At 62.0% G+C, this 26,979-nt stretch carries 27 protein-coding genes; 16 read left to right on the plus strand and 11 right to left on the minus strand.

Annotated elements, in window-relative coordinates; genetic code table 11:
• The first annotated feature begins 263 nt into the window (after positions 1-263).
• The 7 genes from MWN76_RS13035 (at position 264) to MWN76_RS13065 (ending at position 6,321) form a co-directional block, all read left to right on the plus strand.
• The gene (locus tag MWN76_RS13035; RefSeq protein ID WP_250461872.1) at positions 264-884 is read left to right on the plus strand and encodes a hypothetical protein; all 621 of its coding nucleotides are present in this window, start codon (positions 264-266) and stop codon (positions 882-884) included.
• An 80-nt stretch (positions 885-964) separates the two neighbouring features.
• The gene (locus MWN76_RS13040; RefSeq protein WP_250461873.1) at positions 965-1,471 is read left to right on the plus strand and encodes a hypothetical protein; all 507 of its coding nucleotides are present in this window, start codon (positions 965-967) and stop codon (positions 1,469-1,471) included.
• 10 nt (positions 1,472-1,481) lie between these two features.
• On the plus strand, positions 1,482-4,286 hold the full coding sequence (locus MWN76_RS13045) for a hypothetical protein (protein ID WP_250461874.1): 2,805 nt from the start codon (positions 1,482-1,484) through the stop codon (positions 4,284-4,286).
• On the plus strand, positions 4,283-4,870 hold the full coding sequence (locus MWN76_RS13050; RefSeq protein ID WP_250461875.1) for a phage tail protein: 588 nt from the start codon (positions 4,283-4,285) through the stop codon (positions 4,868-4,870). The genes MWN76_RS13045 and MWN76_RS13050 overlap by 4 nt, the downstream gene beginning before the upstream one ends.
• A gap of 35 nt (positions 4,871-4,905) precedes the next feature.
• Entirely contained in the window at positions 4,906-5,295 is a 390-nt protein-coding gene (locus tag MWN76_RS13055) for a helix-turn-helix domain-containing protein (RefSeq protein WP_250461876.1), read from the plus strand.
• A gap of 175 nt (positions 5,296-5,470) precedes the next feature.
• Positions 5,471-5,926, plus strand: coding sequence for a hypothetical protein (locus MWN76_RS13060; RefSeq protein ID WP_250461877.1), 456 nt, complete (start codon positions 5,471-5,473; stop codon positions 5,924-5,926).
• Positions 5,927-5,985: 59 nt separating this feature from the next.
• The gene (locus MWN76_RS13065; protein ID WP_250461878.1) at positions 5,986-6,321 is read left to right on the plus strand and encodes a hypothetical protein; all 336 of its coding nucleotides are present in this window, start codon (positions 5,986-5,988) and stop codon (positions 6,319-6,321) included.
• Positions 6,322-6,330: 9 nt separating this feature from the next.
• Here MWN76_RS13065 and MWN76_RS13070 read toward each other — a convergent pair whose 3' ends face one another.
• Genes MWN76_RS13070 through MWN76_RS13080 form a run of 3 tightly spaced genes read right to left on the minus strand, consistent with a single transcriptional unit; the run spans position 6,331 to position 10,222 of the window.
• Entirely contained in the window at positions 6,331-8,085 is a 1,755-nt protein-coding gene (locus tag MWN76_RS13070) for a sugar phosphorylase (RefSeq protein ID WP_250461879.1), read from the minus strand.
• On the minus strand, positions 8,054-9,319 hold the full coding sequence (locus MWN76_RS13075) for a glycosyltransferase family protein (protein ID WP_250461880.1): 1,266 nt from the start codon (positions 9,317-9,319) through the stop codon (positions 8,054-8,056). The genes MWN76_RS13070 and MWN76_RS13075 overlap by 32 nt, the downstream gene beginning before the upstream one ends.
• Positions 9,320-9,358: 39 nt before the next feature.
• Positions 9,359-10,222, minus strand: coding sequence for an HAD-IIB family hydrolase (locus MWN76_RS13080; RefSeq protein ID WP_250461881.1), 864 nt, complete (start codon positions 10,220-10,222; stop codon positions 9,359-9,361).
• Between the two features lie 499 nt (positions 10,223-10,721).
• Between MWN76_RS13080 and MWN76_RS13085 the strand changes: the two genes are divergently transcribed.
• Entirely contained in the window at positions 10,722-11,027 is a 306-nt protein-coding gene (locus MWN76_RS13085) for a DUF3175 domain-containing protein (RefSeq protein ID WP_250461882.1), read from the plus strand.
• An 18-nt stretch (positions 11,028-11,045) separates the two neighbouring features.
• On the opposite strand, the gene MWN76_RS13090 is transcribed toward MWN76_RS13085, so the two are convergent.
• From MWN76_RS13090 to arsC, 5 genes are all read right to left on the minus strand, one after another.
• The gene (locus MWN76_RS13090) at positions 11,046-11,774 is read right to left on the minus strand and encodes a glycine zipper 2TM domain-containing protein (protein WP_250461883.1); all 729 of its coding nucleotides are present in this window, start codon (positions 11,772-11,774) and stop codon (positions 11,046-11,048) included.
• 216 nt (positions 11,775-11,990) lie between these two features.
• Complete coding sequence (gene sppA / locus MWN76_RS13095) at positions 11,991-13,856, minus strand: signal peptide peptidase SppA (protein WP_250461884.1); 1,866 nt, start codon at positions 13,854-13,856, stop codon at positions 11,991-11,993.
• A 68-nt stretch (positions 13,857-13,924) separates the two neighbouring features.
• The gene (locus tag MWN76_RS13100; RefSeq protein WP_250461885.1) at positions 13,925-14,302 is read right to left on the minus strand and encodes a DUF2069 domain-containing protein; all 378 of its coding nucleotides are present in this window, start codon (positions 14,300-14,302) and stop codon (positions 13,925-13,927) included.
• The gene (gene wrbA / locus MWN76_RS13105) at positions 14,299-14,931 is read right to left on the minus strand and encodes an NAD(P)H:quinone oxidoreductase (RefSeq protein ID WP_250461886.1); all 633 of its coding nucleotides are present in this window, start codon (positions 14,929-14,931) and stop codon (positions 14,299-14,301) included. The genes MWN76_RS13100 and wrbA overlap by 4 nt, the downstream gene beginning before the upstream one ends.
• A complete protein-coding gene (arsC, locus tag MWN76_RS13110) occupies positions 14,931-15,275 on the minus strand; it encodes an arsenate reductase (glutaredoxin) (protein ID WP_250461887.1) in 345 nt (114 codons plus the stop codon). Before arsC ends, wrbA begins: the two co-directional genes overlap by 1 nt.
• Positions 15,276-15,450: 175 nt before the next feature.
• Between arsC and MWN76_RS13115 the strand changes: the two genes are divergently transcribed.
• From MWN76_RS13115 to MWN76_RS13125, 3 genes are all read left to right on the plus strand, one after another.
• Positions 15,451-16,857 carry a YihY family inner membrane protein gene (locus tag MWN76_RS13115; RefSeq protein ID WP_250461888.1) on the plus strand — a complete coding sequence of 469 codons (1,407 nt, stop codon included), beginning with the start codon at positions 15,451-15,453 and terminating at the stop codon, positions 16,855-16,857.
• Between the two features lie 25 nt (positions 16,858-16,882).
• Entirely contained in the window at positions 16,883-17,263 is a 381-nt protein-coding gene (locus MWN76_RS13120; protein WP_250462043.1) for a TlpA family protein disulfide reductase, read from the plus strand.
• 156 nt (positions 17,264-17,419) lie between these two features.
• Entirely contained in the window at positions 17,420-18,787 is a 1,368-nt protein-coding gene (locus MWN76_RS13125; protein ID WP_250461889.1) for an L-cystine transporter, read from the plus strand.
• A 1-nt stretch (position 18,788) separates the two neighbouring features.
• Here the strand turns inward: MWN76_RS13125 and MWN76_RS13130 are convergent, their stop codons facing one another.
• Together MWN76_RS13130 and metE are read right to left on the minus strand one after the other, a co-directional pair.
• On the minus strand, positions 18,789-19,433 hold the full coding sequence (locus tag MWN76_RS13130) for an epoxyqueuosine reductase QueH (protein WP_250461890.1): 645 nt from the start codon (positions 19,431-19,433) through the stop codon (positions 18,789-18,791).
• 126 nt (positions 19,434-19,559) lie between these two features.
• Positions 19,560-21,842 (minus strand): 5-methyltetrahydropteroyltriglutamate--homocysteine S-methyltransferase, encoded by a 2,283-nt coding sequence (gene metE, locus MWN76_RS13135; protein ID WP_284500474.1) that lies wholly within the window; start codon positions 21,840-21,842, stop codon positions 19,560-19,562.
• 106 nt (positions 21,843-21,948) lie between these two features.
• Here metE and MWN76_RS13140 point away from each other — a divergent pair, with 106 nt between their 5' ends.
• The 5 genes from MWN76_RS13140 to MWN76_RS13160 all read left to right on the plus strand — a co-directional run bounded on the left by MWN76_RS13140 (position 21,949) and on the right by MWN76_RS13160 (position 25,981).
• Positions 21,949-22,839, plus strand: a complete 891-nt coding sequence (locus tag MWN76_RS13140; protein WP_250461891.1) for a LysR family transcriptional regulator — start codon at positions 21,949-21,951, stop codon at positions 22,837-22,839.
• A 109-nt stretch (positions 22,840-22,948) separates the two neighbouring features.
• On the plus strand, positions 22,949-23,524 hold the full coding sequence (locus MWN76_RS13145) for a glycine zipper 2TM domain-containing protein (RefSeq protein WP_250461892.1): 576 nt from the start codon (positions 22,949-22,951) through the stop codon (positions 23,522-23,524).
• A gap of 49 nt (positions 23,525-23,573) precedes the next feature.
• A complete protein-coding gene (locus MWN76_RS21175) occupies positions 23,574-23,900 on the plus strand; it encodes a PepSY domain-containing protein (RefSeq protein WP_250461893.1) in 327 nt (108 codons plus the stop codon).
• 50 nt (positions 23,901-23,950) lie between these two features.
• A complete protein-coding gene (locus tag MWN76_RS13155) occupies positions 23,951-24,625 on the plus strand; it encodes a response regulator transcription factor (RefSeq protein WP_250461894.1) in 675 nt (224 codons plus the stop codon).
• Positions 24,626-24,637: 12 nt separating this feature from the next.
• Positions 24,638-25,981, plus strand: a complete 1,344-nt coding sequence (locus tag MWN76_RS13160; protein WP_250461895.1) for an ATP-binding protein — start codon at positions 24,638-24,640, stop codon at positions 25,979-25,981.
• Positions 25,982-26,069: 88 nt separating this feature from the next.
• Here MWN76_RS13160 and MWN76_RS13165 read toward each other — a convergent pair whose 3' ends face one another.
• Entirely contained in the window at positions 26,070-26,975 is a 906-nt protein-coding gene (locus MWN76_RS13165) for a DMT family transporter (RefSeq protein WP_250461896.1), read from the minus strand.
• Positions 26,976-26,979 lie beyond the last annotated feature (4 nt).

Genomic DNA, 26,979 nt, shown 5'->3' on the forward strand with positions numbered 1-26,979 from the left:
GGGCATTTATTGTTGTGTGAAGTGAAATGCTATTTACCGATGGGATTATAACCGTGTCACTTGTGCCTGTGGCAAGACCGTGCCGCGAGTGTCGGTGGTGTCGGGACTGCCGACAGCGACATCGCCGACGCTGTTCCCTGTTTTTAAATCTGTTGTAAGTGGTTGTTTTTATTGGAATAAAAAGTTGGCATGCAATTTGAGATAGAGACTCCTGTCAGCCCGGGACAGGGTTGTAATTCACTTTTAACGACAGGACTTTTCCAATGCCTACTTACACACTCAACATCGATTTTCCCAAGCAGGACCTGGACACACTGTATAAAGCCGGTGAGAAGGTCACCCTGGTCAAGCAGTCTGCCAATGGCCAGCCAGTTGCCTGGGTTTCTTTCTACCCGTTCGAGAACAACACAGTGACCTGGGAGGAAGACTATGCGCTTTACGCCTCTACCACCCAGGTTCAGGGCGGCGCCACCATCCAGAAGATGTCCGACGAAATGGCCCAGGAGCAGATGATGTACTCCTTCCAGAACGGCAACTTCGGTACCCCGGCCCCCTCCGGCCAGTTGAGCGAAGGGCAGTATGGTGTCGACAACCAGACACCGCTGGCCCAGGCCAGCGGCCTCACTTTCGGCCTGGCGCAGAGTGTCCAGGTTAACGGGACGGCCTATCCCAACAAGCCGATCAATGCGGACTGGGTGCCGAGTAAACATGTGGCCACTTTCATCCCCTACGAAACCATCAAGGTCTTCATGAATAACAACATTGAGGACGGCATGGTGGTAACCGAGATCTTCAGCCCAAGCCTGACACTGACCTTCGGCGGTTCTACCACCGATTTGACGGCCAACTACAACGCGAGTACCGGCAGCTTCGCCCAGGCCTGATTGCCGGCCCGCTGCGACGGTTCCAACTATTGCGAGATAGCCCCCGCGGAGCGGGGGCGCTTCAAGTGAGGATTACTGCAATGACTTTTGCAACCATGAGCCATTACGTGGAAGAAAACCTGGCGGGGGAAACCGCGGCCTATCTCAATACCCGCGCCGATGCTTTCAGTGGTTATTTCGGTCTCAACAACTATTTCAATGAAGACACAGTAAAGTCCGTGATGAGCAGGTTGATCAGCCATTGGATCGCGGCCAATGACCCCGGTGAAACCGCCATGGTTTTTACCGAGTTGCCTTATACGGGCTTTGATAACCGCGCAGATATCGGTGTTGTCTACCTGACTCAGGATGGCTGTCCAATTCCTACGCAGACATTTTATATCGAGTTGAAAACAGATTTCTATGCGGAGAGTGTCAACGCCGATATCAATCTGCTCGACCTGATAGCAGGTGTGGGGAATTCACCCATCACCCGGGCCTGTGTCTTCTATACGGTATTCGACCACAATGATGGCTGGACTCGGTATATCGAACGGCCGACCCAGGTCAATGTGGGCGCACGCGGAATACACGTGACATCGCCATAGGAGCACAATCATGGGCGAGTACAGTGGACAGCGGGAGATTGCCGGCGTCGGCTTCTCCTGGCGCTATGCTGGAGCGGCGCAAAGCTGGGTAAAGGTGGAGTGGCGGGGCGCAACTATTGTGCAGGTGCCGCTGCCGCTGCCTGAAGACAGCAATCCGTTACATTTCTGGCAAGAGGGGTCCGGTGGCACAGGTCTCGCCGTCAACGGCGAGATGCACTTTGCCGAGGCCACTGAAACCCTTGTAGTCACGCGCCTGGAAACGGTAGAGGGCAGGGCGAGGAACGAACTGCTTTTCTCCGCCGAGTATCCCCAGCCGCCGCAACCCCACATACCTGAACCGGGGGAACCTGTTCGCAGTGGTGTGGTGGAACCGCCGCCGGAGTCGGACCTGTTTCCCTATCTTTACCTGGCCCAGTGGCCGGAGATCAGTGCCGCAGAGCTGCGGGATCGTTTCGTCCAGTACGATGGGCAACTGGCTCCAGAGGGCAGTCTCTATCGCGCGATGTTGGAAGCCGCGGAAGAGGGACGGCGGGCCATGGTCGTTCAAGTGGATCTGTTCCTGTCCGGCCGGGAGCCCTATAGGGGTCGGTACCTGGGCGATATCTCCGGGCTGGGCGAACCGCTGGCGGGGTTGCCGGCCTTGAACCGCGAATTGCGCCAGTCGCCACCGGTGGACCTGGAGGATTTCCAGCGTCGGGCCGAGGTGGCGCTGCAAATGAGCTGGGCGGATCTCTGCCGTTACTGGCAGGGCGAGGCCTATGGCAAGCGCGAGCAGCAGTGTTGGCAGAACCTGATTGCGCTGGCGGGCCAGCCCGGTTTTAACCCGGGCCTGGGCGACCAGCTCTCGCGGGTCCTGGCGACGGCCGCTTTGATATCCCGCATAGTCGCCACGGAGAGTGATTCCGGTGGGGGCAATGCGGAGGAAGTCTACTGGTCGGCACCGCGACTGCTCGATGGTATCCGGGCGACGGTGATTTTGCCGGGGGATATTTTTCCACTGCCACCGGCCGGGTCCCCGGAGACCGCGCCGACAGAGAGCGCGATAGTGCCGTACGCGATCGGCGATGTGAAACTGGTGCGGCAGCGTCTGCAGGGTTATCGCCTTGGTGAAGTCAGCCGTATCGAATCGGTCATGCGCGGAGAGCTCAAGGAGTCATCGGAAACATCACTACACGAGTCCCGTACCGAGGAGCGGCTTTCGGACAGCAGCACACAGGGTTCTGACACCGAGCTGTCCGGTTGGCGGGGGAATCTGTTGCTGGAGGCGCAGAACACCCAGAAGGACAACTTCCACTACCACTACGAGAGCCAGTATGCCCCACCGGCCAACCAGTTGCAGGTGATCGTGGATGAAACCATACAGCCGGAAAATGATGAACCGCAGCGCACGCTGGACAACCGGGCCACCCGGGCCGCGCGACGCCTGACACAGCGCGCCGCCAGCTCCCTCGAGCGCCGCCTGCAGTGGCAGCGCAGCAGTGCCACGGTACACCGGGATGAAAGACAGACACTGCGACGTATCGACGCCGCCGGGCTGGACACCAATCTGCGCGCTGTTTACCGCTGGGTGAACAAGGTTTACCGCTGCTGGACCGAGGACCTGGGGCGACACCTGGTGCTGGAATTTTCTGTCCGCAACCCGGCCAGTGGCACCATCGCCGGGGCATTCAGTTTGCGCGGATTGTCGCTCAGCGAGCCGCCGCCGTTGGCGGATGCCGGTGTGCATACCTTCCAGGATATCTCCACCGATCCGGATTCCGATGCCTACTATGCGACGCTGGCGGCGCAGTATGGGGTGGTGGAACTGGAACCTCCGCCGGCGCCGCACGCCCACAGTAGCGTTACCTTTCTCGGGGGAGAACCGCTCCATGGCCAGTCAGTGGCGGTGGCGCCGGGATACAGCGCCCACTCTGCGCATGTGGCCGTAACACCGGCGCCGGGTGCATCCGGCCTGGAGCTGGAGGTAGCGGTCGGACAGTGCGCCTGCCGTTATTCCGGCCCGGGAAGCGACACTGAAACCCTGGAGCTTGGCGGTGAGCGCGAGTCGGTGCCGGTAGCGGTGCTCTCTGCCGGCGGGGGCAAAGGTGCCGGCATCGACGGCAGCTATAGCGTTGTAGTCGAGGTTGCCGCAACGCTGACAGACGAGGCCCTGGAGCGCTGGAAATTGGCCACCTATAAAGCCATCTCCGCCGGTTGTGAACGCCAGCGTGAGCGCTACTATGCAACGGTTTCCAGCTGGTCCGGCGCGAGCCGGGTGTCCCCCGACAAGGTGCGACAGACGGTGCGCACAGCGTTGCGCCGCGACATAGTCCGGCAGCTGTTGCAGCGGGCCCGACACCAGACGGGCGAGGGCGGCGATGTCGCGGCCGGTCGACAGCGTTACGTCCAGTTTTTCGACCGCGCGCTGGCATGGGAAGACATGGCCTACGCATTCACCGTCAAGACCGAGGACGATCTCGGCACGGCCATCGAACAGCACTACAGCGGTGGCGACCAGCTTCTAAGCGCTTTTCTGCAGGCGGGTTCCGCCCGGGTGCTGATGCCGGTAACGCCGGAGTTTTCCTACCGTCTGCTGTACTTTCTCGCCAGCGGCCAGATCTGGGCCGGTACGGATCCGCTGACGCCGACTTTCTGCCCGCAGTTGAAAGGCGGGGCGGACAGGCGCTATGTCGAGTTGGTCAACGCCCTCAAGGAATCCGCGGAGATCCCGACGCCGGAACTGCCACAGGAGGATTGGGAACTGGTTGTGCCCACAGAGATGACAGTGCTGCAGGACGGGGAGCAGTTGCCGGTATTCGAAGGCGGTGAGTCATGATCGATTATCCAATGGTTCCACCACCGCCCTTTGCACCGGAGTGGCTATCCGGTGTCCCTGTGGGCATCGTCTGTCCCTACGCCGGTCGCGTGGCGGACTCGTCCGAGGGCGACAGCGGTGCAACTGGATTGCAGCCGGTGATGTGGCTGGAGCGGTGGGGTTGGATGTTCTGTAACGGACGCGAAGTATCCATCGCCGCTTTTCCGATGCTGTTTGCAGCGATCGGCACCCTTTACGGTGGCGATGGTGAGACAGTATTCCAGTTGCCCGACTACCGCGGTCTATTCCTGCGCTGCACCGATAGTGGTGCCGGCGTGGACCCGGATGCGGGCCAGAGGAAATCACCGGCTACTGGCGAAACCGATGTCGGCGTGGGCTCCCTGCAGGGAGACGCTTTGCAGAATCACCAGCACAGTTACCAGTTCGCTACGGCGGGCAGCGGTTCGCTGCAATTCCAGGGCGGCAAGGCAAAGCTGCCCGGGAAACCGACAGCCAGCGGTGATCCGGAGGGCGAGACGGTGTGCACAAGCAGCGAAACCCGACCGCGCAATATCTACGTCAATTACATCATCAAGTGTCGGTGAGGTGCAGGGTGAAAACGCAGGAGGGTAGCAGTGAAATGACAGCAGGAAAGGTCGCGCCTTTTCCCTTGGCGGTGACGTCGCCGGGGGGCTGTAGTGAGTCCATGGGGCGACGCCTCGACCAGGCCCTGCTAGCCCGCAAGGTGCAAAAGAACTATCCGCTGGCGCTGGAAATCGGTGTCGACGAGAGCTGCATCAGCCGCTGGCGCCGGGGGTCCTCCATATCCACGGACAATGCGATCAGGTTGTGCCGGGCACTGGATATCTCGCTGGACTGGTTGTTGAGTGGACACGGCACGATGGACCAGCATCGACAGCGTTCGGTGGGCGACGGTGAATACGCGCTGATTGAGCGGCTGCGGCGGCTTCCCGAGACCGCACGCCACTCGCTGCTTTCCCTTTTGGCATTTCTCGAGCCTCACCAGTAATTTCCTTTCCAGTTTCCACTCCCCCTTTACCGTGTCACTTTGCTTCCGTGATGCGGTTTTTTTAGTGTAAAAGAAATGATCGTTTTCATGATTGCAAGAAGATCATTTTGATTTTTCCTGTATGCAAGCGAAATCGCTAACTCCGAAAAATCATCGAGTTTAGGATTATTGAGGGTTGGTAGATTTCAACCTTTTTTCAGAAAACATCTTCAAGGAATTTTCCATGAAAACGATAACCGCTTTTGTGTCGATGATATTGGCCATCTCTTTTCTCTCTGCCTGCACCCTGGAAAGCGTCACACCGGCGAATCCGGGATGCCGATATACCTCGCAAAGCTTTGCACATGTGGAGCCGCGTCACTGTAATCCGGGTACCTATCCCGGTAAAAGTAAATTTGCGCAGGCCACCGGCTATTGCAATGGCCTCGCTGGCGGGCAGGGGCTGTGTGAAACTGTCCAGGTCGCTCCGGACCGACGCACAATACAGCCGGATGGCCGTATATGCTACGACAAGGATATGGGGGCTGCTATCGGCACGCGCGGCGAAACCTGGGCGAGAGTGGTAATAGATCCGAATAGCGGGGTTGTGGTAACACAGTTCCCGGAAAACGCGGCGGGTTGTCGCCAGTAACCAGTTAGAGGAGGCGCGGGAACCCCGTTTCCGCGTTAGCTATGGCGAGAGACATCGTATTGACAGACAGGCCCCAGCTTGACGGGGATACGCTTTCAGCAGCGGACAGTGCCCAATCGCTACCGGTATTGGAAGACGCAGACTGGGCACTTCTCTACCCGCTGGTGGAGCGGTATCGGGACTTCTGCCCATTGCTCTGGCGTATCTGGCGGCATCAACAGGGCGCCGAAGCGGATGTGTTGATAGAACGGCGGCAACTGCAAAAACTGGCCGGGGAGCTCGCCTTCCTGACTCCGTTTGGGGGAGAAGGGGAAACCCAGGTGCTGGGCCTTTTGAAGGCACTGGCTGAAGAGGCCTTCGACAGCGGCTCACATCTGGCTTTCGTGGCCGACTGACAGCACCGTTCACCAGCGGTTGGTGATCCACAGTGTCTGGTAAGGTGCCAGGGTGACCGAGTCCAGCATGTCCTCAAAGTACTGGTCGCTGACCAGGTCCTTCCATTTGTCCGTACCGATCAGGTTGATACTGGACAGCAGCACCGTCTGCGGTGCATCGGAAATATTGTTGAGGCAGAAGATACTCTGGCGCCGGTCCATACTCTGTCGCCAGAAGGCAAAGATCTGTTCACCCAGGTGCAGGGTGAACTGGGTTGCGTTGGGGTGGAAAGCCGGCTGGTCGCGACGCATACGGATCAGGTGGCGCAGTTGGCGGAATACCCTGTGGTGGTGGCTTTCCGGGTCCGCCAGCTCGCGGTTCAGCTCCTCCTCCTGCCATTGGCGCCGGTTGATAGCGCGATTGTGGCCGTGCTCGGCGACGCGCTGGTAGTCATTGGTTGTCCCCATCAGGCTGTGCAAATAAAAACCGGGGATGCCTTCAAGTGCCAGCATTATCGCGTGGGCGCAGATAAAGCGCTCCAGTTGCCACTGGTCTTCGCCGGCGGTGGTGCCCCGCAGGGCGTCAAACAGCGAGATATTGATTTCGTAGGGCTTTTTGTTGCCGTCGTCCAGTGCACGCCAACTGATCTGGCCGCCGAAGTTTTCCATGGTCTGGATCAGCGCTTCCAGCTCGTCGTCGCTCAGCAATCCCTCGGCCGGCCGCAGGCCGATACCGTCGTGGGAGGCAATGAAGTTGAAATAGGTCGTACCGTTCTGTGCCGGCGGCATACTCATCAGCCAGTTCTTCAGGTGGTGGCAGTTGCCACTGACCAGGCTGTTGAGCAGCAGGGGCGGCAGTGAAAAGTTGTAGATGCAGTGCGCCTCGTTGGCATTGCCGAAATAGGACAGGTTTTCCCGGTTGGGGATGTTGGTTTCGGTAATGAGAACCGCGTTCGGATCCGCATGCTCGATCAGCGTGCGCAGCAGCCGCACGATTTCGTGGGTCTCCTCCAGGTTGATACAGCTGGTGCCGAGTTTCTTCCACAGGAAGGCGACGGCATCCAGCCGGAAGATGCGCACGCCCATATCCAGGTAGAGGCGCACGATGTCGACCATTTCCAGCAGTACCTGCGGGTTGCGGAAATTCAGGTCAATCTGGTCGTGACCGAAGGTGCACCAGACACACTTGGTTTCCTCGCCGTTGGATACCGCACGCAACAGCGGCGTGGTGCGCGGCCGCACGACACCACTGAGGTTTTCATTCGGGTCCACCGTGAAGAAATAATCGTTACCGGGAGACTCGCCCTGCTGGAAATTGACAAACCACTGGTGCTCCGAGGAGCAGTGGTTGATCACCAGGTCCGCCATCAGGTGGAAGTCGGTACTGATCCGCAGGATATCGCTCCAGTCCCCGAGCCGTGGATCCACCTGCTTGTAGTCGATGACTGCGAAACCGTCGTCGCTGGAGTAGGGAAAGAACGGCAGTATGTGCACGCTGTTGATCAGCATGGTGAAGTGTTCTTTCAGGAAATGATGCAGGGCCTGTAGCGGGGGGGTGTCACCGCTGACAATGGTGTTGCCATAGGTGATGACCACCATGTCGGTCTGGTCCCAGAGGTTTTTGTGGGCCAGCGGTGTCTGGCAGTCTTCATCAAGGCGCATGACCCGCAACAGGTCGTGGGCGATTGGTTCGCGGTCACGATCCGGGTAGATCGCGGCCAGGTGGCCGCGGACCTTTTGCAGAAGGATTTCTTCAACGGGCAGTTCGGCGGATGTCTGGGTCATAATTTTCTTTTGGCTCACTGTACTCCTGGTAATCGGCTTCCACGGCGGCTTTCAGTTCGTCGAGAAAGTCCGGTGCGGCGCTGCTGATGCGGCTCCAGCTGGGAATGAACGGCGTTTCCATCGGGTTGTCGAGAAATGCCTGGCCGGCCTTCATCAGGTTGCGGGCGAACAGTTCCACGGTCTGTTCTTCGCGGTGGATATCGAAATCCAGGCCGTTGATGATCGCATCGTTGCGGTAGGTTTCGACAAAATCCAGGGCGATGCGGAAGTAGGTGGCCTTGATACTGCGGAAGATCTCCGTGGAGAAGACGGTGCCCTGGGTGGCCAGTTTCCGGAACAGCGACTTGGCGATATCGATGGACATCTTCGACAGGCCGGTATGATCGTCGCTGAAGGAGACCGACTGGTGTTTGTGATCGTAGCAGTGGGCGATATCCACCTGGCACAGGTGGTTGGTGGAATAGTTGCGGTACATCTCCGACAGGACACCGATTTCCAGGCCCCAGTCGCTGGGAATATGCAGGTCGTTGATGACATCGCGGCGGAAGGAGAACTCGCCGGCCAGCGCATAGCGGAAGCTGTCCATATAGGTCAGGTAGTCGGTGTGGCCGTAGATTTTCTTCAGGGTGCGGATCAGCGGTGTGACCAGCAGGCGGCAGACGCGGCCGTTGATCTTCCCCGACGCCACGCGGGAATAGAAACCCTTGCAGAATTCGTAGCTGAAGGCCGGGTTGGCCACCGGGTAGAAGAGGCGTGCGAGTAAATGCCGATCGTAGGTGACGATATCGCAGTCGTGCAGTGCCACCGCTTCGCCGCGCCCCGAGGCGAGGATATAGCCGAGGCAGTACCAGACGTTGCGGCCCTTGCCCGGCTCCATCGGCGCCAGGCCGCGTTCCTGCAATTTGGCGTCCAGTTCGCGCAGGCGCGGGCCGTCGTTCCAGAGCACACGCACATGTTGCGGCAGGCGGTTGAACTGCGCCAGTGCATCCCGGTACTGCGCCTCGTCGGCGCGGTCCAGGCCGATAACGATTTCCGAAAGGTAGGGGACTTTGGCCAGTTCGTCGAGAATCGACGGCAGCGCCTCCCCCTCGAGTTCCGAATAGAGGGAGGGCAATAGCAGCGACATGGGCCTCTGTCGCGAAAACCTGAGCAGTTCGCCCTCCATCTCCTCCAGCGGGCGGTTGCTCAGGTTGTGCAGTGTGGTGATAGAGCCGTTCTGGAAAAAGTCAGTCACGGGCAACTCCTGTCGGAAATCAAAAAGCTTCGCGTTTTCTCACTGTGTTTTCGTTTCGCTGAACAGAGGGGAAAACAGGGGTTCCATACACTCCCGCCAGCCGGCGGGGCCGTATTGCTCGCTGTGAATCACGCGGCGGGCCTTGTCGTCCTGCAGTACCGGCGCATCGCGATCCGGCGCGCGGACAATAATGGCGATATCGGCGACCGCCAGCATATCCAGATCGTTGGGGCTGTCGCCGGCGGCAACCAGGCGGTAGTCCCCGGGCCGGGAGTCGCGGTAACAACGGAGCAATTGCAGTGTGGCCGCACCCTTGTCGGTGCGGCCGAGCAGGTGCAGGAAGCGCCCGCCCTCGAGAGTGTGGAACCCCGCACAGGTGGCGCGCTCGCAAAACGCGCGCTTTTCCGTTTCGCTGCCGCGCCACAACAGCGGCTCGGAGTAGTCGCGCCGCTGCGCGGCGGCAGCCTGATCCCGTTCGAGGCCGGTGGCGGCGACAATCTCGTCCACCGAGGCGGCAGAGAAGTTCAGGTAGGGTGCCCCGTGTTCCCGCGCATCTTCCGCCAGGAAATCCAGCAGCCGGGCGCGCGGTGCGCCGGGTTCGATCACCCAGAATTCCCCGCTGCGCCGCGCCGCTTCGGGTTTGTGTGGAAAGTATCCGCTGGGAATGAAAATGGCCGAACCGTTTTCGACGATAAACGGGTGGTGATTGGTCAGCTCGCGGCGGAGCCCGATCATCTCGGTGCAGGTCTTGCTGCTGTTGAGGATCACCGGCACCCCGTGCCGGTCGAGCTGGTGCAGCAGCCGGTCCACCGGCGCGTGGGAATAGTCGTCGTGATCCAGCAATGTGCCGTCCAGATCGCTGACGATCAGCCAGTGGCTGTGGGCGGGGTTATTTTGCGTCATCAGTGCCCGGATTTATTGCTCGCTCGTAAGAGAGTTAATCCAAAAATAGTGCCAGTTCCGGATTATGAGTTGTTGCGGTGCGGAATGGCGATGATTTGGCAGCAAAAGCTGCGACTCTGGCGACGGCGTGCCTATAGGTGGGGCGGTGGGGAAGAGGGATTTCCCCGTGCGCACCAATGTTGTGCAATATAGGTGGTTGGAATCGCCGGGTGGCTCTAGCCCGGATATTTCACCAAGCCGCTTAGTATTCAGCGTAACTCTATGCTTTCGTTAATGTTTTCAGGGATCTCCGCGGGGCCAGATTGTCACTGGCCAATGCTGGCCACGCCCTCGCTTGATCTCTGCACACTCAGCACATTTTTGCGGCTAATACGTGCAATAAGCATGCATGTACGCCGCAAAAATGCACTGAGCGCACAGATCTCGGCGCGATCATCGTGGCCCCTGGTGAAATATCCGGGCTAGGATTCCCGAAGGGCTATCGGGTGGAGGGCCCGTGATGCGAAGAGTACACAGAGATGAAACCGGTAACTGGTCGCACCGGGTCACGGAACAGAGCGATGCGCTGGACCTGGAACCGGGCGTTTTCAAGCTGGAGGATCCGCGGGCCATCGCCGAATCCCTGAAGCGGTCCGCCGAGCGCAGCGAGCGGCGCAAGGCCGAGCCTTTCCGTTCGGCGATGTCGATGTTGACCTTCTATATCAACCGCGCCGGCAGCACCCTGTCGCAGGCCGACAGGGTGCGGCTGGAAAAGGCCAAAGAGGAACTGAGAGCGCTGTATGGCCGCACAGGGTCCGGACATTGACCCTGTGCGGCCCGCAGCTTATCGGGATTGCACCCAGGTGCCGTCCGCGCGGCGGCACGCGGAGCCGCGGGTGCGTTGGCCGCTTTCACCGCCGATTTCCGCGGTAAAGGAACGGCAGTAACTGTCTCCCCGCTGTTCGATGGCGCCGGGCGTAACTGCATACTGCCGGCCCGCGTCCTGCCAGGTGATCCGCTGCCCCTCGGGGGCGAATTCCAGCGCCTGGGCGACGCAGGCCTGGTTGTGTTCGTCCATCTGCTCGCCGATGCGGCCGCCGATCAGTACGCCGGCGATGGCGCCGCCGATGGTGGCGGCTGTCTGGCCGCGGCCATCGCCGATCTGGTGTCCGAGCACGCCGCCGATCAGGCCGCCGAGTACACTGCCGACCTGCTTGCTGTTGCAGCGGGTAGAGCTCCGTTGGGGGGCGGGGCGCCATTCGGGTTCGTAGACGGGCTCTTGCGAGCGCTGGTCAAACCAGGGTGGGAGCCTGACTTCCACTCGCTCGTGTGGATGGTGATCGGCGTATTCGCGGTGGTGGCCCCCCTCACATTTGCGCTCTTCCTCGTAGTCGCCGTTGCGTTTCCACTTGCGCTCGACCTTGCAGTTGCCGTCCCAGAACTCTTCTTTTCTCTCGTAGTGATCGTGGCCGCGGTGTTTTTTCCAGCCGCGGCCCTCGGGCGGTTCCGCCTGGGCGGCGGCCGCGAGGCTGCCGGCGATGGCAATAGCGGCGATGGCGTTCAGCTTGTTCATGGTGACTGCTCTCCTTTATATGCTGTGAGTCCATCGGAACCCTGAATGGCGGCGATGCTATCACTTGGCCGGTGGGCTTCAGGTGGGATGGATCACATTCCGGAAACAGTTTCGCCTGTTGGCGCTGAACCGGTACTGAATCCGGTTCGGGGAAATGGGGGACGTGTCTGTCTGTAGAAAGCAGGGGGCGGCACAGGGACCGCCCCGATGTGATTTTTACGGCGCCCGGCAGATCAGGCAGCGCACATAGAGTGCGCGCGGATCGCGGAAGCTCTTCAGTTCGGCGACCGGCGCCAGTGCCGGCTCCAGGCTGCTCAGCCAAGCCCCCAGCGGCAGGTTGGCCTCGATGCTGGCGGCAACCTGGGCGTCGACATTTTCCATGATCGCACGCAGGAATTTCTCGCCCGCGGTCAGTTCGCGCTGGATTTCCACAACCTGGTAATCCTCCGCCTCTGCGAGCTGGGCGGCGCCGGCGATGGCGTCATTGAGATTACCCAGCTCGTCCACCAGGCCCAGTTTCTGGGCCGCGCGGCCGGTCCAGACCTGGCCCTGGGCGATTTTGTTCACTTCCTCCGGTGTGCTGCCGCGGGCTTCGGCGACGATCTGCAGGAAGCGCGCGTAGGTATTCTCGACCCCCTGTTGCAGCACACTGGCGGCAGCTTCCGGCAGCGGGCGGTCCAGGCGCATGGCACCGGCCAGTTCGGAGGTGCCGACACCGTCGTTGTAGATGCCGATGTGTTCGAGGGAATCCTCGAAAGTGGGGAAGGCGCCGAACACACCGATGGAGCCGGTGATGGTGGATGGCGATGCCCAGATACGGTCGCCGCCGGTGGCGATCCAGTAACCGCCGGAGGCGGCCACGCTGCCCATCGAAATCACCACCGGGATATTCGCCTCGCGGGTGGCGAGCAGTTCCTGGCGTATGGCTTCGGACGCAAAGGCGGAGCCGCCGCCGCTGTCGATGCGCAGTACCAGCGCATCGACTTTCTTCTCCCGCGCCTTGGCGATCAGGTTGCCGAGGGTCACGCTGCCGATCTGCCCCGCCGGCGCCTCGCCGTCGACGATGGCACCGCTGGCGGAGATCAGGCCGATCTTGGGCGCCTTCTCGCTCGGGTGGGGGATCTGCGTCAGTTTCTGGTTGCGCAGATAGGCGAGGGCGTCGATGGATTTGTAGCTCTGCTTATCGTCGCCGACACCGATCTTTTCCTGCAGCTCTTCGATGGCGACCCGGCGGCTGGCGAGCTTGTCCACCAGGTCGTTGGTGCGCGCGGTCTCGGCCCAGTCGCCTTTGTTGGCGGCCAGTTTCTGTGGCAGGTCGGCGATAAACATGTCGATTGCATCCGGCGGCAGGTTGCGCAATCCGGTCACCTGTTCGGTGTATTCGCCCCAGAGCTGGTGCAGCCAGCGCTGGTTGTTCTCGCGCGAGGCCGGGGACATATCGTCGCGGGTATAGGGTTCGATGAAATCCTTGTAGTCCCCGACGCGGAATACGTGGAAGTTGACTTTCAGTTTGTCCAGGGCGCTCTTGAAGTAATTGCGGTAGGCGCCGAACCCGGTCAGCAACACCGAGCCCATGGGGTTCAGGTAGACGGTGTCGGCGTGGCTGGCGAGGAAGTACTGCGCCTGGGTGTAGTTGTCACCCACGGCGTAGACAGGTTTGTCGGTGGCCTTGAAGCGCTGCACGGCTGCGCCGATTTCCTCCAGCTTGCTCAGGTTGGCGCCCACCATATAGTCGAGTTCCAGCACCAGCGACGAGATGCGCTTGTCCTTGGCGGCGCCGTCGATGGCGTCCACCAGGTCTTTTACCCGGGTCTCCACCGGCCCCGGCGGGCCGCCGATAAAACCGGGCAGCCCGCTGGGCGGGGACAGTTCGTCCACCAGCGCGCCGGTGGGGGCCACCTTGAGGGCCGCTCCCTGGGGAACGGTGAGGCGCTCGTCCTTGCCGAAAATCAGCGCGCCGATAAACAGCAGCAACAGCAGGAACAGCAGGTTGGTAAAGACACGCCGCAGCCAGGTGATGGCGGCGCCGATGCCACCGAAAAAGCGGCGGATAAATCCCTTTGCGTGGGTTGCTTCAGTCAAACCTCAATACTCCTTAGCGCGACGGGTCCGGGCCTGTCCGCGCGTCTTTTGCTTTTTGCGGTTTCGGGTTACTGGCGCATGCGTTGCCAGCGGCTGGTCATCATGGCGGAGAAGAACAGGGTAAGGCTCAATACCAGCAGAATGCCATCCTGCCAGCCGCGCCCGGGCATCGTTACGTCGACAATACTGGCGGTGATGTACAGCAGCGGGATGAAACAGAGCCACAGGTAGCTCCGGTAGTGCCGTTTGAGCAGGCCGGGCAACACCAGCAGCAGGGGGACTGTCTGCAGTATCCACAGTTTGATCGAGCCGCCGGGCAGCCACAGGTTCCACACCACAAACAGTAGCAGCAGTCCCAGGTAGCAGGTCCAGTTCAGGCGCTGGGCGATCCGCAGTTTGCGCGCGAGGCTGCCACCGCCGGCTCCGTGTTGGTCGGTGTCGGTCACAGTCGCTCCTCGGTGTTCGGGGACAGGGCGCGCGCCAGCCCGCCGATGCGTTTACCCTGGGCGCGGCACAGGGTGATCTCGTCTTCGCTCAGTTCGCCGTTGTTGCCGCCGGACCAGTGGGAGGCGCCGTAGGGGGTGCCGCCGCTGCGGGTGTGCATCAGCGCGGCCTCGGAATAGGGGATCCCGGCGATCACCATGCCGTGGTGCAGCAGCGGCAGCATCATCGAGACCAGGGTGGTCTCCTGGCCGCCGTGCAGGCTGCCGGTGGAGGTAAAGGCGCCGGCGGGCTTGCCGGCCAGGCTGCCGTCGAGCCACATATCGCTGGTCTGGTCGAAGAAGTAGCGCAGCGGCGCGGCCATATTGCCGAAGCGGGTGGGGCTGCCGAGCAGCAGGCCGGCGCAGTGGCGCAGGTCGTCCTGGGTGCAGTAGGGCGCGCCGGCGTCCGGTACCGGGGGCAGGCTCGCTTCGGTATCCGGGGATACGGCGGGCACGGTGCGCAGGCGCGCGGCCACGCCGGCGGATTCAACGCCGCGGGCGAGTTCGACGGCCATGCGGGCGGTAGTGCCGCCGCGGCTGTAGTAGAGGACCAGGATATATTCGCCGCCCTGTTCCGTATCCGTTGCGGCCATCAGAGCAGCTCCAGCGCGTTTTCCGGCGGTCGGCCGAGTACGGCCCTGTCACCCTTGACCACGATCGGGCGCTGTATCAGTTTCGGGTGCTGCACCATGGCGTCGATCAACTGTTCGTCGCTGAGTGAACGGTCTTTCAGCTGCAGCGACTTGTAGGCGTCCTCGCCGGTGCGCAGCAGTTCGCGGGCGGAGAGGCCCAGTTTTGCCAGCAGCTCGCCCAGGGTCTCCCGGGACGGCGGTGTCTCCAGGTAGAGCACCACCTCCGGTTCTACGCCGTTATCCTGCAGCAGTTGCAGGGTCTGGCGGGATTTTGAACAGCGTGGGTTATGGTAAATCGTCCACATTGCGGCGGTATCCTGTTACTGTTTGGCGTATTCTAACCGATTAATGTTTGTGAGTTCTAAAGGCCTTCCGTTTTGGGCATAGAGCTGTGGCACGGGCGGGGTCGGCTGGGGGACTGCTTGGTGCAGGAGTCCGGGCGGGCTCCGATAAACTCCATCGAAAATACGGAAACAATCCATGACGGAAATGGTGCATCGCTGGCGTCGCTTTGTGGTCTCCCTGTGGACGCTGTTCAATGAGAAGAACTGCCGCCAGAGCGCGGCGGCGCTCACTTATATGACGCTGTTCGCCATAGTGCCGCTGGTGACCGTCAGCTATGCGATGCTGTCGCTGTTTCCGGACTTCGCCGGGTTGGAGAACAAGCTGCAGCAACAGATCTTTTCCCATTTCGTGCCGGAGAGCGGGCGCGAGGTGCAGGAATATATCAGCAACTTCTCCACCCAGGCACAGCGGCTGACCGGTGTGGGGATCGGCATACTGCTGGTGACGGCGGGGCTGATGCTGCGCAATATCGAGGTGACCTTCAACGCGATCTGGGATATTCCCCGCGGCCGCCGCGGTGTCTCCAGTTTCCTGCTCTACTGGGCCATCCTGAGCCTGGGGCCGATCCTGCTCGGTGCGGGCCTGGCCGCCACCACCTATCTCTTTTCACAGAAGATGTTCCTGCCCGAGGGGGATACCCTGGGCCTGTTGCCGATTGCACTGCGGGTGTTGCCGTGGGTATTCACGGCCATGGCCTTCACGCTGTTGTTTATCGCCGTGCCCAACTGTCGCGTGCCGTTGCGCTACGGCCTGGCGGGCGGAGTGATCACTGCCTTCGCGTTTGAAGTGGCGAAGTACCTGTTCGGGATCATGGTGGCGCGCAGTTCGGTACAGGCCATCTACGGGGCTTTCGCCTTTGTGCCGCTGTTCCTGATCTGGATCTACCTGATGTGGATGATCGTGCTGGCCGGTTGCGTGCTGGTGCGGACGTTGTCGGTCTACCATGCGGCGACCCGGGGCAGGAAGTACTCGGATGTAATGGCGGCGCTGGTGCTGCTGTGGGAATTTTTCCGCAACTACCGGAGCGGCCGCCCGGTGCGGGACCAGGATATCTCGCGCGCGGGTGTCAAACCGGCCCAGTGGCAGCGTATTCGCCAGGTGCTGCAGGACAGGCAGATCATCACCCAGACGGAGCGCAACGACTATGTGCTGTTGCGCGACCTGGACGCGGTGTCGCTGGCGGACCTGGTGGAGTGGCTGAACCCGGCCCCCATTTCGCGCAGCAGCGACAGGGAGTTGCGGGGGCTGCCCTGGTATGAAGATATCGAGGAGCGCTTTGTCGAGACGCGGGAGTTTGCCGGCGACAGGCTGGCGATAAACCTGGCCGAACTCTACCGCGTCGCTCTGGAGCGGGAGGAGACCGGGGCGGAAAGTGACGCAAAGGATGAATCCGGAATCGCCAAAGCGGCGAATACCAAGGGCAAAAGCAAATCCAGGCGGGGTAGTGGAAAGAGTGAATCCGGCAGTGGCAAGACGAGTTCCGAAAACGATTCGACGGGCAGCCTTTCTGTGGTTGGTCGCCGCAATAACAAGCGGGTGTGACGGCGGCGGTGAGCGGTTGCAAACCGTGGCCGGCCCGGCGGTTGAGACGCAGGGCAAGACACTGCTGGTCAACTACTGGGCCGAATGGTGCCGGCCCTGCCGCGAGGAGATCCCCGAACTGAACCAGTTGGCGCGCGAGAATGCGGAGCTGCAGGTGATCGGTGTCAATTACGATCGGCTGAGGGTCGAGAAGATCGCCGCACAGGCGAAAAAAATGGGCATTCGTTTCCCGGTGCTGGTGGAGGATCCGGCCGCCCGCTGGGGCTGGGAGCGGCCCCAGGTGCTGCCCACGACTTTTATCGTGGCCGATAACGGCGAACTGGTGGCGACGCTGGTCGGGCCGCAGACGGTCGAGAGCCTGCGGGAGGCGCTCGGCGAGCGGGCGGCGGAAGCGGAAAATCCCTGAGTCCGGACCCGGCGGGTTATAACGCGATAGCTAAACTGTCTATAGGTCTCTCCAGCGGCGCTGTTAGGATGCCCGCCATTTTCCGGGCAGGGACCGCGCCGCCCAGTCGGACATCGCGACTGCCCGTCACCGGACTCCCGATCGGATTCGCCGACTATGCAACTGACTTCCCTTTTCCTGCTGCTCCTGTTCGCCTTCCTGCTCTGGCCGCTGTACCGCTGGCACCGCAGTCGCAGCTCGCTGGCACCGGCGGTTTTCGCCGGCCTGCTGCTGGGCCTGGTGTACGGCGGGTTGCTGCAACTGGCGCGCGGTTGGGGTGCGCAGCCGGCGGAAGTACTGCCGTGGATCGATGTGCTCGGCGATGGCTATGTCAACCTGCTGCACCTGCTGGTGATGCCGCTGGTGCTGGTGTCGATCCTCGGCGCCGTGGTCAAGGTCAGCAGTACCCAGGCCCTGGGCAAGATCAGTGTGTCGGTACTGGCGGTGCTGCTGGGTACCACGGCGGTGGCGGCGCTGGTGGGGGTAATGATGGCGCAGCTGTTCGACCTTTCCGCCGCCGGGCTGGTGGAGGGTGCGCGCGAGACGGCGCGGGCGGAAGTTCTGGGCGAGCGTATCGGCCAGGTGAGCGGCCTCAGTATTCCGGAAATCCTGATTTCCTTTATCCCGTCCAATATTTTTTCCGATCTCGCCGGCAGCCGCGATACCTCGGTAATTGCGGTGGTGGTCTTTGCGGTGCTGCTGGGCCTGGCGGCATTGGGCGTGCGCCGCGAGCACCCGGAAGAGGGGCGGAAGATCGTCGACTTCGTGCATGTCGGCCAGGTGTGGGTGATGAAGCTGGTGCGGCTGGTGATGGCCTTTACTCCCTACGGCGTGATGGCACTGGTGGCGGCGCTGATCGCCAACTCCAGTTGGGCGGATATCCTCAACCTGTTCAGCTTCGTGGTGGCCTCCTTCGCCGCCATCGCGGTGATGTTCCTGGTGCACGGCCTGCTGTTGCTGGTCAACGGGATCAGCCCGCTGCACTACTTTGCCAAGGTGTGGCCGGTGCTGGTGTTTGCGTTCAGCTCCCGTTCCAGCGCCGCCACCATCCCGCTGAATATCGAGACGCAGATCGACGAGCTGCGCAACGCGCCGGCGATCGCCAATTTTTCCGCCTCCTTCGGCGCCACCATCGGCCAGAACGGTTGCGCCGGCATCTATCCGGCCATGCTGGCTGTGATGGTGGCGGTACCGATGGGGATCGATGTGCTGGATCCGGTGTGGCTGGCGACGCTGGTGGCGGTGGTGGTGATCAGTTCCTTCGGCATCGCCGGTGTCGGCGGCGGTGCCACCTTCGCCGCACTGGTGGTGCTGCCGGCCATGGGCCTGCCGGTGACCATTGCCGCGCTGCTGATCTCGGTGGAGCCGCTGATCGATATGGCTCGCACGGCCCTGAACGTGAACGGGGCCATGACCGCCGGCACCCTGACCCAGCGCTGGCTGGGGCGTGAGCTGGAGACACCGGCGCAGCGGGCGACGCAGTAATTCAGTCGCCGTAGTACTGCACACCGATGATGATACGGTCGCGACCGTTCTGCTCGCGCCACTTGTTGGTGTCGCGCAGGGAATAGGCGCAGCCGCAGTATTCCTGCTGGTAAAAGCGTTCGCGCTTGGCAATTTCCACCATGCGGCTGGCGCCGCCCTGTTTGCGCCAGTTGAAAGTCCAGTAGTGCATGCCGGGGTAGCGGGCCGCGGCGCGCTGGCCGCAGTCGTTGATCTGCTGCATGTTCTTCCAGCGCGAGATCCCCAGGCAGCTGGTAAAAGTATCGAAGCCGTGCTCGTGGGCGTAGAGGGCGGTGCGCTCGAAACGCATATCGAAACATACGGTACAGCGCTCGCCGCGCTCCGGTGACCACTCCAGTCCCTTGACGCGCTCGAACCAGTTCTTTACATCGTAGTCCGCATCCACAAACGGAATACCGAGTTTTTCAGCAAAGCGGATATTTTCCTCCTTGCGGATCAGGTATTCCTTTTTCGGGTGGATATTCGGGTTGTAGAAAAAGATGGTGAACTGTATTCCGGCCTCTGTCATCCGCTCCATCACTTCGCCGGAACAGGGCGCGCAGCAGGAGTGCAGCAGTACCCGGTCGGAACCGGTGGGCGTCTCCAGGACGATGGATTCTGTCGACATCAGCTTGTCCTCTGGCAAAAATGCGAATGCCCCGGCAATCGGGATTGCCGGGGCAGGTTGTTGGGGGATCCGGTGGGCGACCCGGAACGGGACGGCACCGGTTCCCCGGTTCTGGTCGGATGCCGGTCAGGAGGCGATCTTCTCGCGCAGCTTGCCGGCGGCGGCAACCATGCTCTGCAGTGCCGGAATTACCTCTTCCCACTGGCGGGTTTTCAGGCCGCAGTCCGGGTTCACCCACAGGCGCTCGGCCGGAATACGTTCGGCGGCTTTTTTCATCAGTTCGATGATATGTGCCTGGTCGGGAATATTCGGTGAGTGAATATCGTAGACCCCCGGACCGATTTCATTCGGGTACTCGAACTGTTCGAACACATCCAGCAGTTCCATATCGGAGCGCGAGGTCTCGATGGTGATCACATCGGCGTCCATATGCGCGATGGCCTCGATGATGTCGTTGAATTCCGAATAGCACATATGGGTGTGGATCTGTGTTTCGTCGCCGACACCGTTGGCGGCGATGCGGAAGGATTCCACTGCCCAGTCCAGATAGCCCTGCCATTCGGATTTGCGCAGCGGCAGCCCCTCGCGCAGCGCGGCCTCGTCGATCTGGATGATGTCGACACCGGCGGCCTCCAGGTCTAGGACTTCCCGGCGCACGGCCAGCGCCAGTTGCAGGCAGCTTTCACTGCGCGGCTGGTCGTCGCGGACGAAGGACCAGTTGAGGATGGTCACCGGGCCGGTCAACATGCCTTTCATCGGTTTGTCGGTCAGCGACTGCGCGTACTTGATCCACTCCACGGTCATGGCGCTGGGGCGGCTGATATCGCCGAACAGGATCGGCGGCTTGACGCAGCGGGAACCATAGGACTGCACCCAGCCAAACTGGCTGAAAGCATAGCCGTCAAACTGCTCGCCGAAGTACTCGACCATATCGTTGCGCTCGGCCTCGCCGTGCACCAGCACGTCCAGGCCCAGGGCCTCCTGCTCGCGCACCGCGCGCTCGATCTCCGCCTTCATTTTCGCCTCGTAGTCGGCGGCGGAAATCTCGCGTTTCTTGAACGCCAGGCGGGTCTTGCGGATATCGGTGGTCTGTGGGAAGGAGCCGATGGTGGTGGTCGGGAAGCGTGGCAGTTTCAGGTGACGGGCCTGGGTCGCGGCGCGTTCGGCGTAGCCGCTGCGGCGTTTGCCCAGCTCGGCGGTAATGTTTTTTACCGCCTCCTTGACGGTCGGGTTGTGCACGCGGCTGGATTGGCGGCGGCTGTCGACGGCGGCCAGGTTATCGGCCAGTTCCTGTTTGACCGCGTCGCGGCCCTCGTTGATGGCCCGGCCCAGCACGGCCAGTTCCGCCAGTTTCTGTTTCGCGAATGCCAGCCAGCTGACGATCTCCGCATCCAGTTTTTGCTCGCTGTCGAGATCCACCGGCACGTGCAGCAGGGAGCAGGCGGGTGCCAGCCACAGGCGCTCGCCCAGTCGGGCGGCGATGGGCTCCAGCCAGTCCAGTGTGGCGGTCAGGTCGGTCTTCCAGATATTGCGGCCGTCGATGGCGCCGATGGAGAGCACTGAGTCGGCGGGCAGGGCGTCGACGACCCGATCGACCTCGGCGCGGCCGCGCACGGCGTCGATGTGCAGGCCGGCCACCGGCAGCTCGGCCACCAGTTTCAGGTTTTCCTGCAGGGTGCCGAAGTAGGTGGCCAGCAGCAGTCTGGGGCCCCGGCCGCCGAGTGCCTGGTAGGCTTTGGCGAAAGCCGCCTGCCAGTCGCTGTCCAGCTCGGTGACCAGCGCCGGTTCGTCCACCTGCACCCACTCGGCACCGGCTTCCGCCAGCTTCTGCAGCAGCTCGGTGTATACCGGCAGCAGCCTGTCGAGCAACTGCAGGCGGTTGGAATCGTCTTTCTCTTTGCCCAACCACAGGTAGGTCACCGGGCCGATAATCACCGGCTTGGCGTTGACGCCGGCCGCTTTGGCTTCGGCCAGTTGCTCCAGCAGCCGGGTCGGGTTCAGGGAGAAGCCGGTATCGGCGGTGACTTCCGGCACGATGTAGTGGTAGTTGGTATCGAACCACTTGGTCATTTCGCCGGCGTGCACGCAGTTGCAACCGCTGTCGTTGGCGGAGCGGCCGCGGGCCACGCGAAAGTAGTTGTCCAGCTCGGAGCCCTCCAGGCCGCTGACGCGGGTGGGCAGGTTGCCGAGGGTGAAGCTCATGTCCAGCACCTGGTCGTACAGGGAAAAATCCCCGACCGGTACCAGGTCCAGCGGCTGTTGCAGTGTCCAGTTGGTGGCGCGGATCTCGCGGGCAGCGGCCAGCAGCTCTTGCGCGGAGACCTGGCCTTTCCAGAAGGCCTCCTGCGTGAATTTCAGTTCCCGCTTGGCACCGATGCGGGGAAAGCCCAGGTTGTGTAGTAAAGCCATGATTCGTCCTTCAGGTTGCAAGCTGGGCGGATTGTAGGAGAGGCGATTAATGATTAATAATGGTGAATATTGATGAAGCTATGAAAATTATTCATGAGGTGTGGCGATGATAGAGCGGGCGCATCTGCGCATCCTGCGGGAGATCGAGCGGCGGGGATCGCTGACGGCGGCGGCCGGTGCCCTGAACCTGACCCAGTCGGCGCTGAGCCACACGATGAAAAAGCTCGAGCAGGGCAGCGGCGCAACCCTGTGGACCCGGGAGGGGCGGCTGCTGCGGCTGACCCAGGCCGGCGAGTACCTGTTGCGCGAGGCCAACCGCCTGCTGCCGCAACTGGAGCGTATCGACGAGCTGTTGCGACAGTACGCGGAGGGCGAGAAAGGCACGCTCAATATCGGCATGGAGTGCCATCCCTGCTACCAGTGGCTGCTGCGGGTGGTGGAGCCTTTCCTGGCCCAGTGGCCGGGGGTCGAGGTGGATGTGAAACAGCGTTTCCAGTTCGGCGGTATGGCGGCACTGTTCAATCACGAGATCGATGTGCTGGTGACACCGGATCCGATCGTCCGGGAAGGCATCCGCTTCGAGCCGGTTTTTCCCTACGAACAGATGCTGATCGTCGGCGACGAAAGCCCGCTCAGGGGGCTGGATCATATCGAACCACAGCAGCTTTCGGACCAGGTGCTGTACACCTATCCGGTGGATACGGAGCGGCTGGATATCTACCAGCAGTTCCTGCTACCGGCCCACTGCGCACCGGGAAAGCACAAGGTACTGGAGGCGACGGAAATCATCCTGCAGATGGTGGCCGCCAACCGCGGTGTCGCGACGCTACCGCAGTGGCTGGTGGAGGAATACGCCAGGACACTGCCGATTCACTCGGTGCGGCTGGGCCGGGAAGGGATTCACAAACAGATTCACCTGGGTGTCCGCAGCCAGGATGCGGAAAACCTGCACGTCCGCACCTTTATCGAGCTGGCCGGCAGCTCCAGCATGCCGTGACCCGGGCGTTGGTCATATCCGGTCTCTCCGGTGGCGCGGCCCGGTTCAGCTTCGATTCAGTCCGGCCGCCCTAAGCTTCCCCCCGTCGATGATCAACAGGAGAAGGATCGTGGAACTCTACAAGCAGCTTGTGGTGGGTTTGCTGGTCGCCGGGCTGGTGGGCTTCAGTGCCTGGGCCAGCGCCGGGGACAGCGGCTATTACGGTGGTTACGGCGGAGATGGGTACGACTATGCCCCGGTGACCGAGGTGATTCCGGTCTACCAGGACGTACAGGTGAGAAGCCCGCGAACCCAGTGCTGGGACGAACAGATTGTGTACAAACAGCCCCGCTCGGCGGCCGGTGCGGTGATCGGCGGCCTGATCGGCGCCGCCATCGGCAACAAGGTGGGCCGGCACGGCCACCACCACGGATGGCGCTACCACCGACGGGGCAATCGCGGTGCCGCCACTGTGGCCGGTGCCGCCGTCGGTGCGCTGGTGGGCAACGAGATCAGCCGGGCCAATGCGCCGGCCCAATACGGCACGCAGCAGCGCTGCCAGGTGGTGGACGAATTTACCACCCGCCGCGACCTGGTTGGCTACGATGTACGCTACAACTACAACGGTCGGGAATATATGACTCGCACAGATCGGCACCCGGGCGATAGAATCAGGGTCCGCGTCGACGTCACACCCGCCTGGTGACACCGTCGAACCGCGGAATTGCTATCCGGGTAGCCACAGGAGTTCCAACGTGAAAACACGCCGCGCCGCAGTCCGGCCGCTCAATCTCGCCATCATCGCACTGCTGTTTTGCATCGGTGTTGCCGCCGCGTCCGTACAGGCTGGTGTGGCCGTGGAGCGGCACGCGTGGCAGGCCGGCTATCTGCGGGTACAGCAGGGAGAGATCTCCCGCGACCAGGCGGCGGCCAGGGTGAAGCGGCGCTTCGGCGGCAAGATACTGGCGATTTCCGAAACCCAGCGCAATGGCCGCAGTGTCTATCGTATCAAGGGCCTGTCGGATAAAAGCCAGGTTTACGTGGTCTATGTGGACAAGCGCAGCGGCCGCATTTCGCGTTAGCAGCGGCTCGCGCCGGCCGGCGATAATATCCGATTGAGTGGGGGAGAAGTATGCGCGCACTGTTGGTCGAGGACGAGGAGCTGCTGCGGCAGCAGCTGGCGATTTCGCTGCGCGATGCCGGTTACACCGTGGATGAGGCCCCGGACGGCGAGGAGGCCCTGTACCTGGGCCGTGAATTCCCCTACGACGTGGCAGTGATGGACCTGGGCCTGCCGAAAATGGACGGCATCCAGGTGATCCGCACACTGCGCGGCGAGAACAAACACTTCCCGATCCTGATCCTGACCGCGCGCGGCCACTGGCAGGAGCGGGTCGCGGGCCTCGAGGCCGGCGGTGACGACTACCTGGTTAAACCCTTCCACACCGAGGAGCTGCTGGCGCGCCTGAACGCACTGGTGCGCCGCTCCGCGGGCTTCTCCTCGCCCACCATCAAGGCCGGCCCCATCGTGCTGGACACCAGCTCGCAGCGGGTCAGTGTCGCCGACAGCGAACTGGAGCTGACTTCCTTCGAGTACAAGGTGCTGGAATACCTGATGCTGCACCCGGACGAAGTGGTCTCGAAAACGACGCTCACCGAACACATCTATGAACAGGACCGCGACCGCGACAGCAATGTGATCGAGGTGTTTATCGGCCGCCTGCGCAAGAAGATCGATGCGGCCGGGCAGGTCAAGCCGATCGAGACGCTGCGCGGCCGCGGCTACCGTTTCGTTGAACCGCACTAGCGGCCCACCGCCGTGCTGACCTCCTGGCTCAAGTCCCTGAAGGGACGCCTGACCATCGTCACCAGCCTGGTGCTGGTGGCTTTCCTGTTGCTGGTGTCCGGGGTGCTGGAACACGCTTTCCGCAGCTCCCTGTACGAGGCCAAGCAGCGCGAACTGCAGTTGCATGTCTATACCCTGCTGGCGGTGGCTGAGCCCGACGGCGACAGCCTGCAGTTTCCGCCGGTGCTGCCGGAGCAGCGTTTCAACCAGCCGGATTCCGGCCTGATCGGTGTCGTCACCGACGCGCGCGGCCGTGTGATCTGGCGCTCTGCCTCCGCGCTGGCGGTGCCGCAACTACCCACCCACCCGCTGCCCCAGGGGCGCGAGGTCTTCTCCGGGGTATCGCTGCCGGGGCAGGACAAACGCTACAGCAGTTTCCGCCAGGGCATTGCCTGGGGCCTGGACAATGAGCAGCAATTCACCTTCGTGGTGCTCGAGGACGCGGCGCCGGTGGCGGCACAGCTGGAACAGTTCCGCTCGACCCTGTGGCGCTGGCTGGGGTTGGGCGCCCTGCTGCTGGTGCTGACCCAGTGGCTGGTGATGGGCTGGGGCCTGGCGCCGCTGCGCTCGGTGGCCCGTGCGCTGAAGAAAATGCAGACCGGCGGCAGCGACAAACTGCAGGGGGATTTTCCCAGGGAACTGCAGCCACTGACCGACAACCTGAACCTGCTGATCGAGAACGAGCGCCGCCAGCGGGAAAAGACCCGCAATACCCTCGCCGATCTCGCCCATAGCCTGAAGACACCGCTGGCCGTTCTCAAGGGCCTGAATTTCTCCCGCGACCCGAAAGTCGCCTACCACAACCTGATCGAGCAGGTGCAGCGCATGGACAGCATCATCAGCTACCAGCTGAGCCGCGCCGTCACCGGTTCGCCCAAATCCATCCTGCGCGGCGTGCCGGTGGCGCCGCTGTTGCAGAAAATCCTCGAAGCCTTGGAAAAGGTCTACCGGGACAAGCCGGCCGAAGTGCGATGGAAATGCGACGGGGAGACCCTGTTTTACGGCGACGAGGGCGACCTGATGGAATTGCTCGGCAACCTGCTGGACAACGCCTACAAGTACGGTGACGGGAAAATCTCGGTGGACATCTGCAACGACGATCACCACAAACTGCTGATTGCCGTCGCCGACAACGGCCCTGGTATCGATGGGGAGAAATGGCAACAGGTCATCCGCCGCGGCGTGCGCGCGGACGAACAGCAGTCGGGGCAGGGCATTGGCCTGGCGGTGGTTACGGATATCGTCGAGAGTTACGAGGGCGAGATTTCCGCGGTACCGCGCCCGGAGGGCGGCACCGAGATCCGGGTGTTGCTGTAGATGTTCTGTTGCGAATCAAGTTTTAGTTGATTCCATCATTCCCCGCAGGGCGAACACCGGGGTCGCCCCTCTGCGGAGAGATGCACCATCACTGCGAAACGGCACCGAGTCGCCAGCGCGCGATCACCCTGAATCCCCCCAGCGCAATCAGGTTGCCGAGCAGCACCAGCAACAACCCGCTGAAGCTCAGCGCCGTCCACCGATAGCCCTCAAACCAGGCCGAGAATCCCAATGCCACTATCGGGAACAGCACCGTCGCATAGGCGGCGCGGTTGGCGCCGATGCGACCCACCAGGCTCAGGTAGGCGGTGAAACCGATAATGGAGCCCGGAATCGCCAGGTACACCAGGCTGCCGAGATAGCGTGTGCTGGTCTCCAGTTTCCACTCTGCACCGGTGGCGAGGACACAGGCGAGCAGCACCAGGGCGCCGTAGATCATCGCGTAGGCGTTGCTGGTCCAGGGCCGGAGCCCCCGGCGGGAATGGCGCACCGACACCATATTGCCGAGGGAAAAGCAGTAGGTACCCAGTATCGAGAGTCCCAGGCCCAGCGTTGCATCCCGGTCAAAACCGCCATCGGCGATACTGTTCCAGAACAGCATCACCAGTCCGGCGATGCCGAGCAGGGCGGCGGGATAGACCGTGGGCCCGGGGCGCTCGCCCCAGAGCAGCCGGCTGTTCAGCGCGTTGAACAGGGTGGCCGCGGAAAACACGACTGAGATGAGCCCGCTGACTACATACTGGCTGGCGGTATAGAAACAGACAAAGTTGAATGAGAAGAGGCAGCACCCCTGCAGCAGGAAAAAGCCGTGATCGCGCCAGCCGGTCGGTTGTACCCGGCCGAACAGCGCCAGTACCGGCAGGAACAGGGCGCCGGCCAGGGCGAAGCGGTAAAAGGCCGATACCAGCACCGGCACCTCGCCCAACTGGAAGTGAATGGCGATCCAGGTGGTGCCCCACAGCAATACCGTACCGGCGTAGAGAAACAGGTTCATGGTT

This window comes from Microbulbifer litoralis (genome assembly GCF_023634065.1).
Taxonomy (GTDB): domain Bacteria; phylum Pseudomonadota; class Gammaproteobacteria; order Pseudomonadales; family Cellvibrionaceae; genus Microbulbifer; species Microbulbifer litoralis.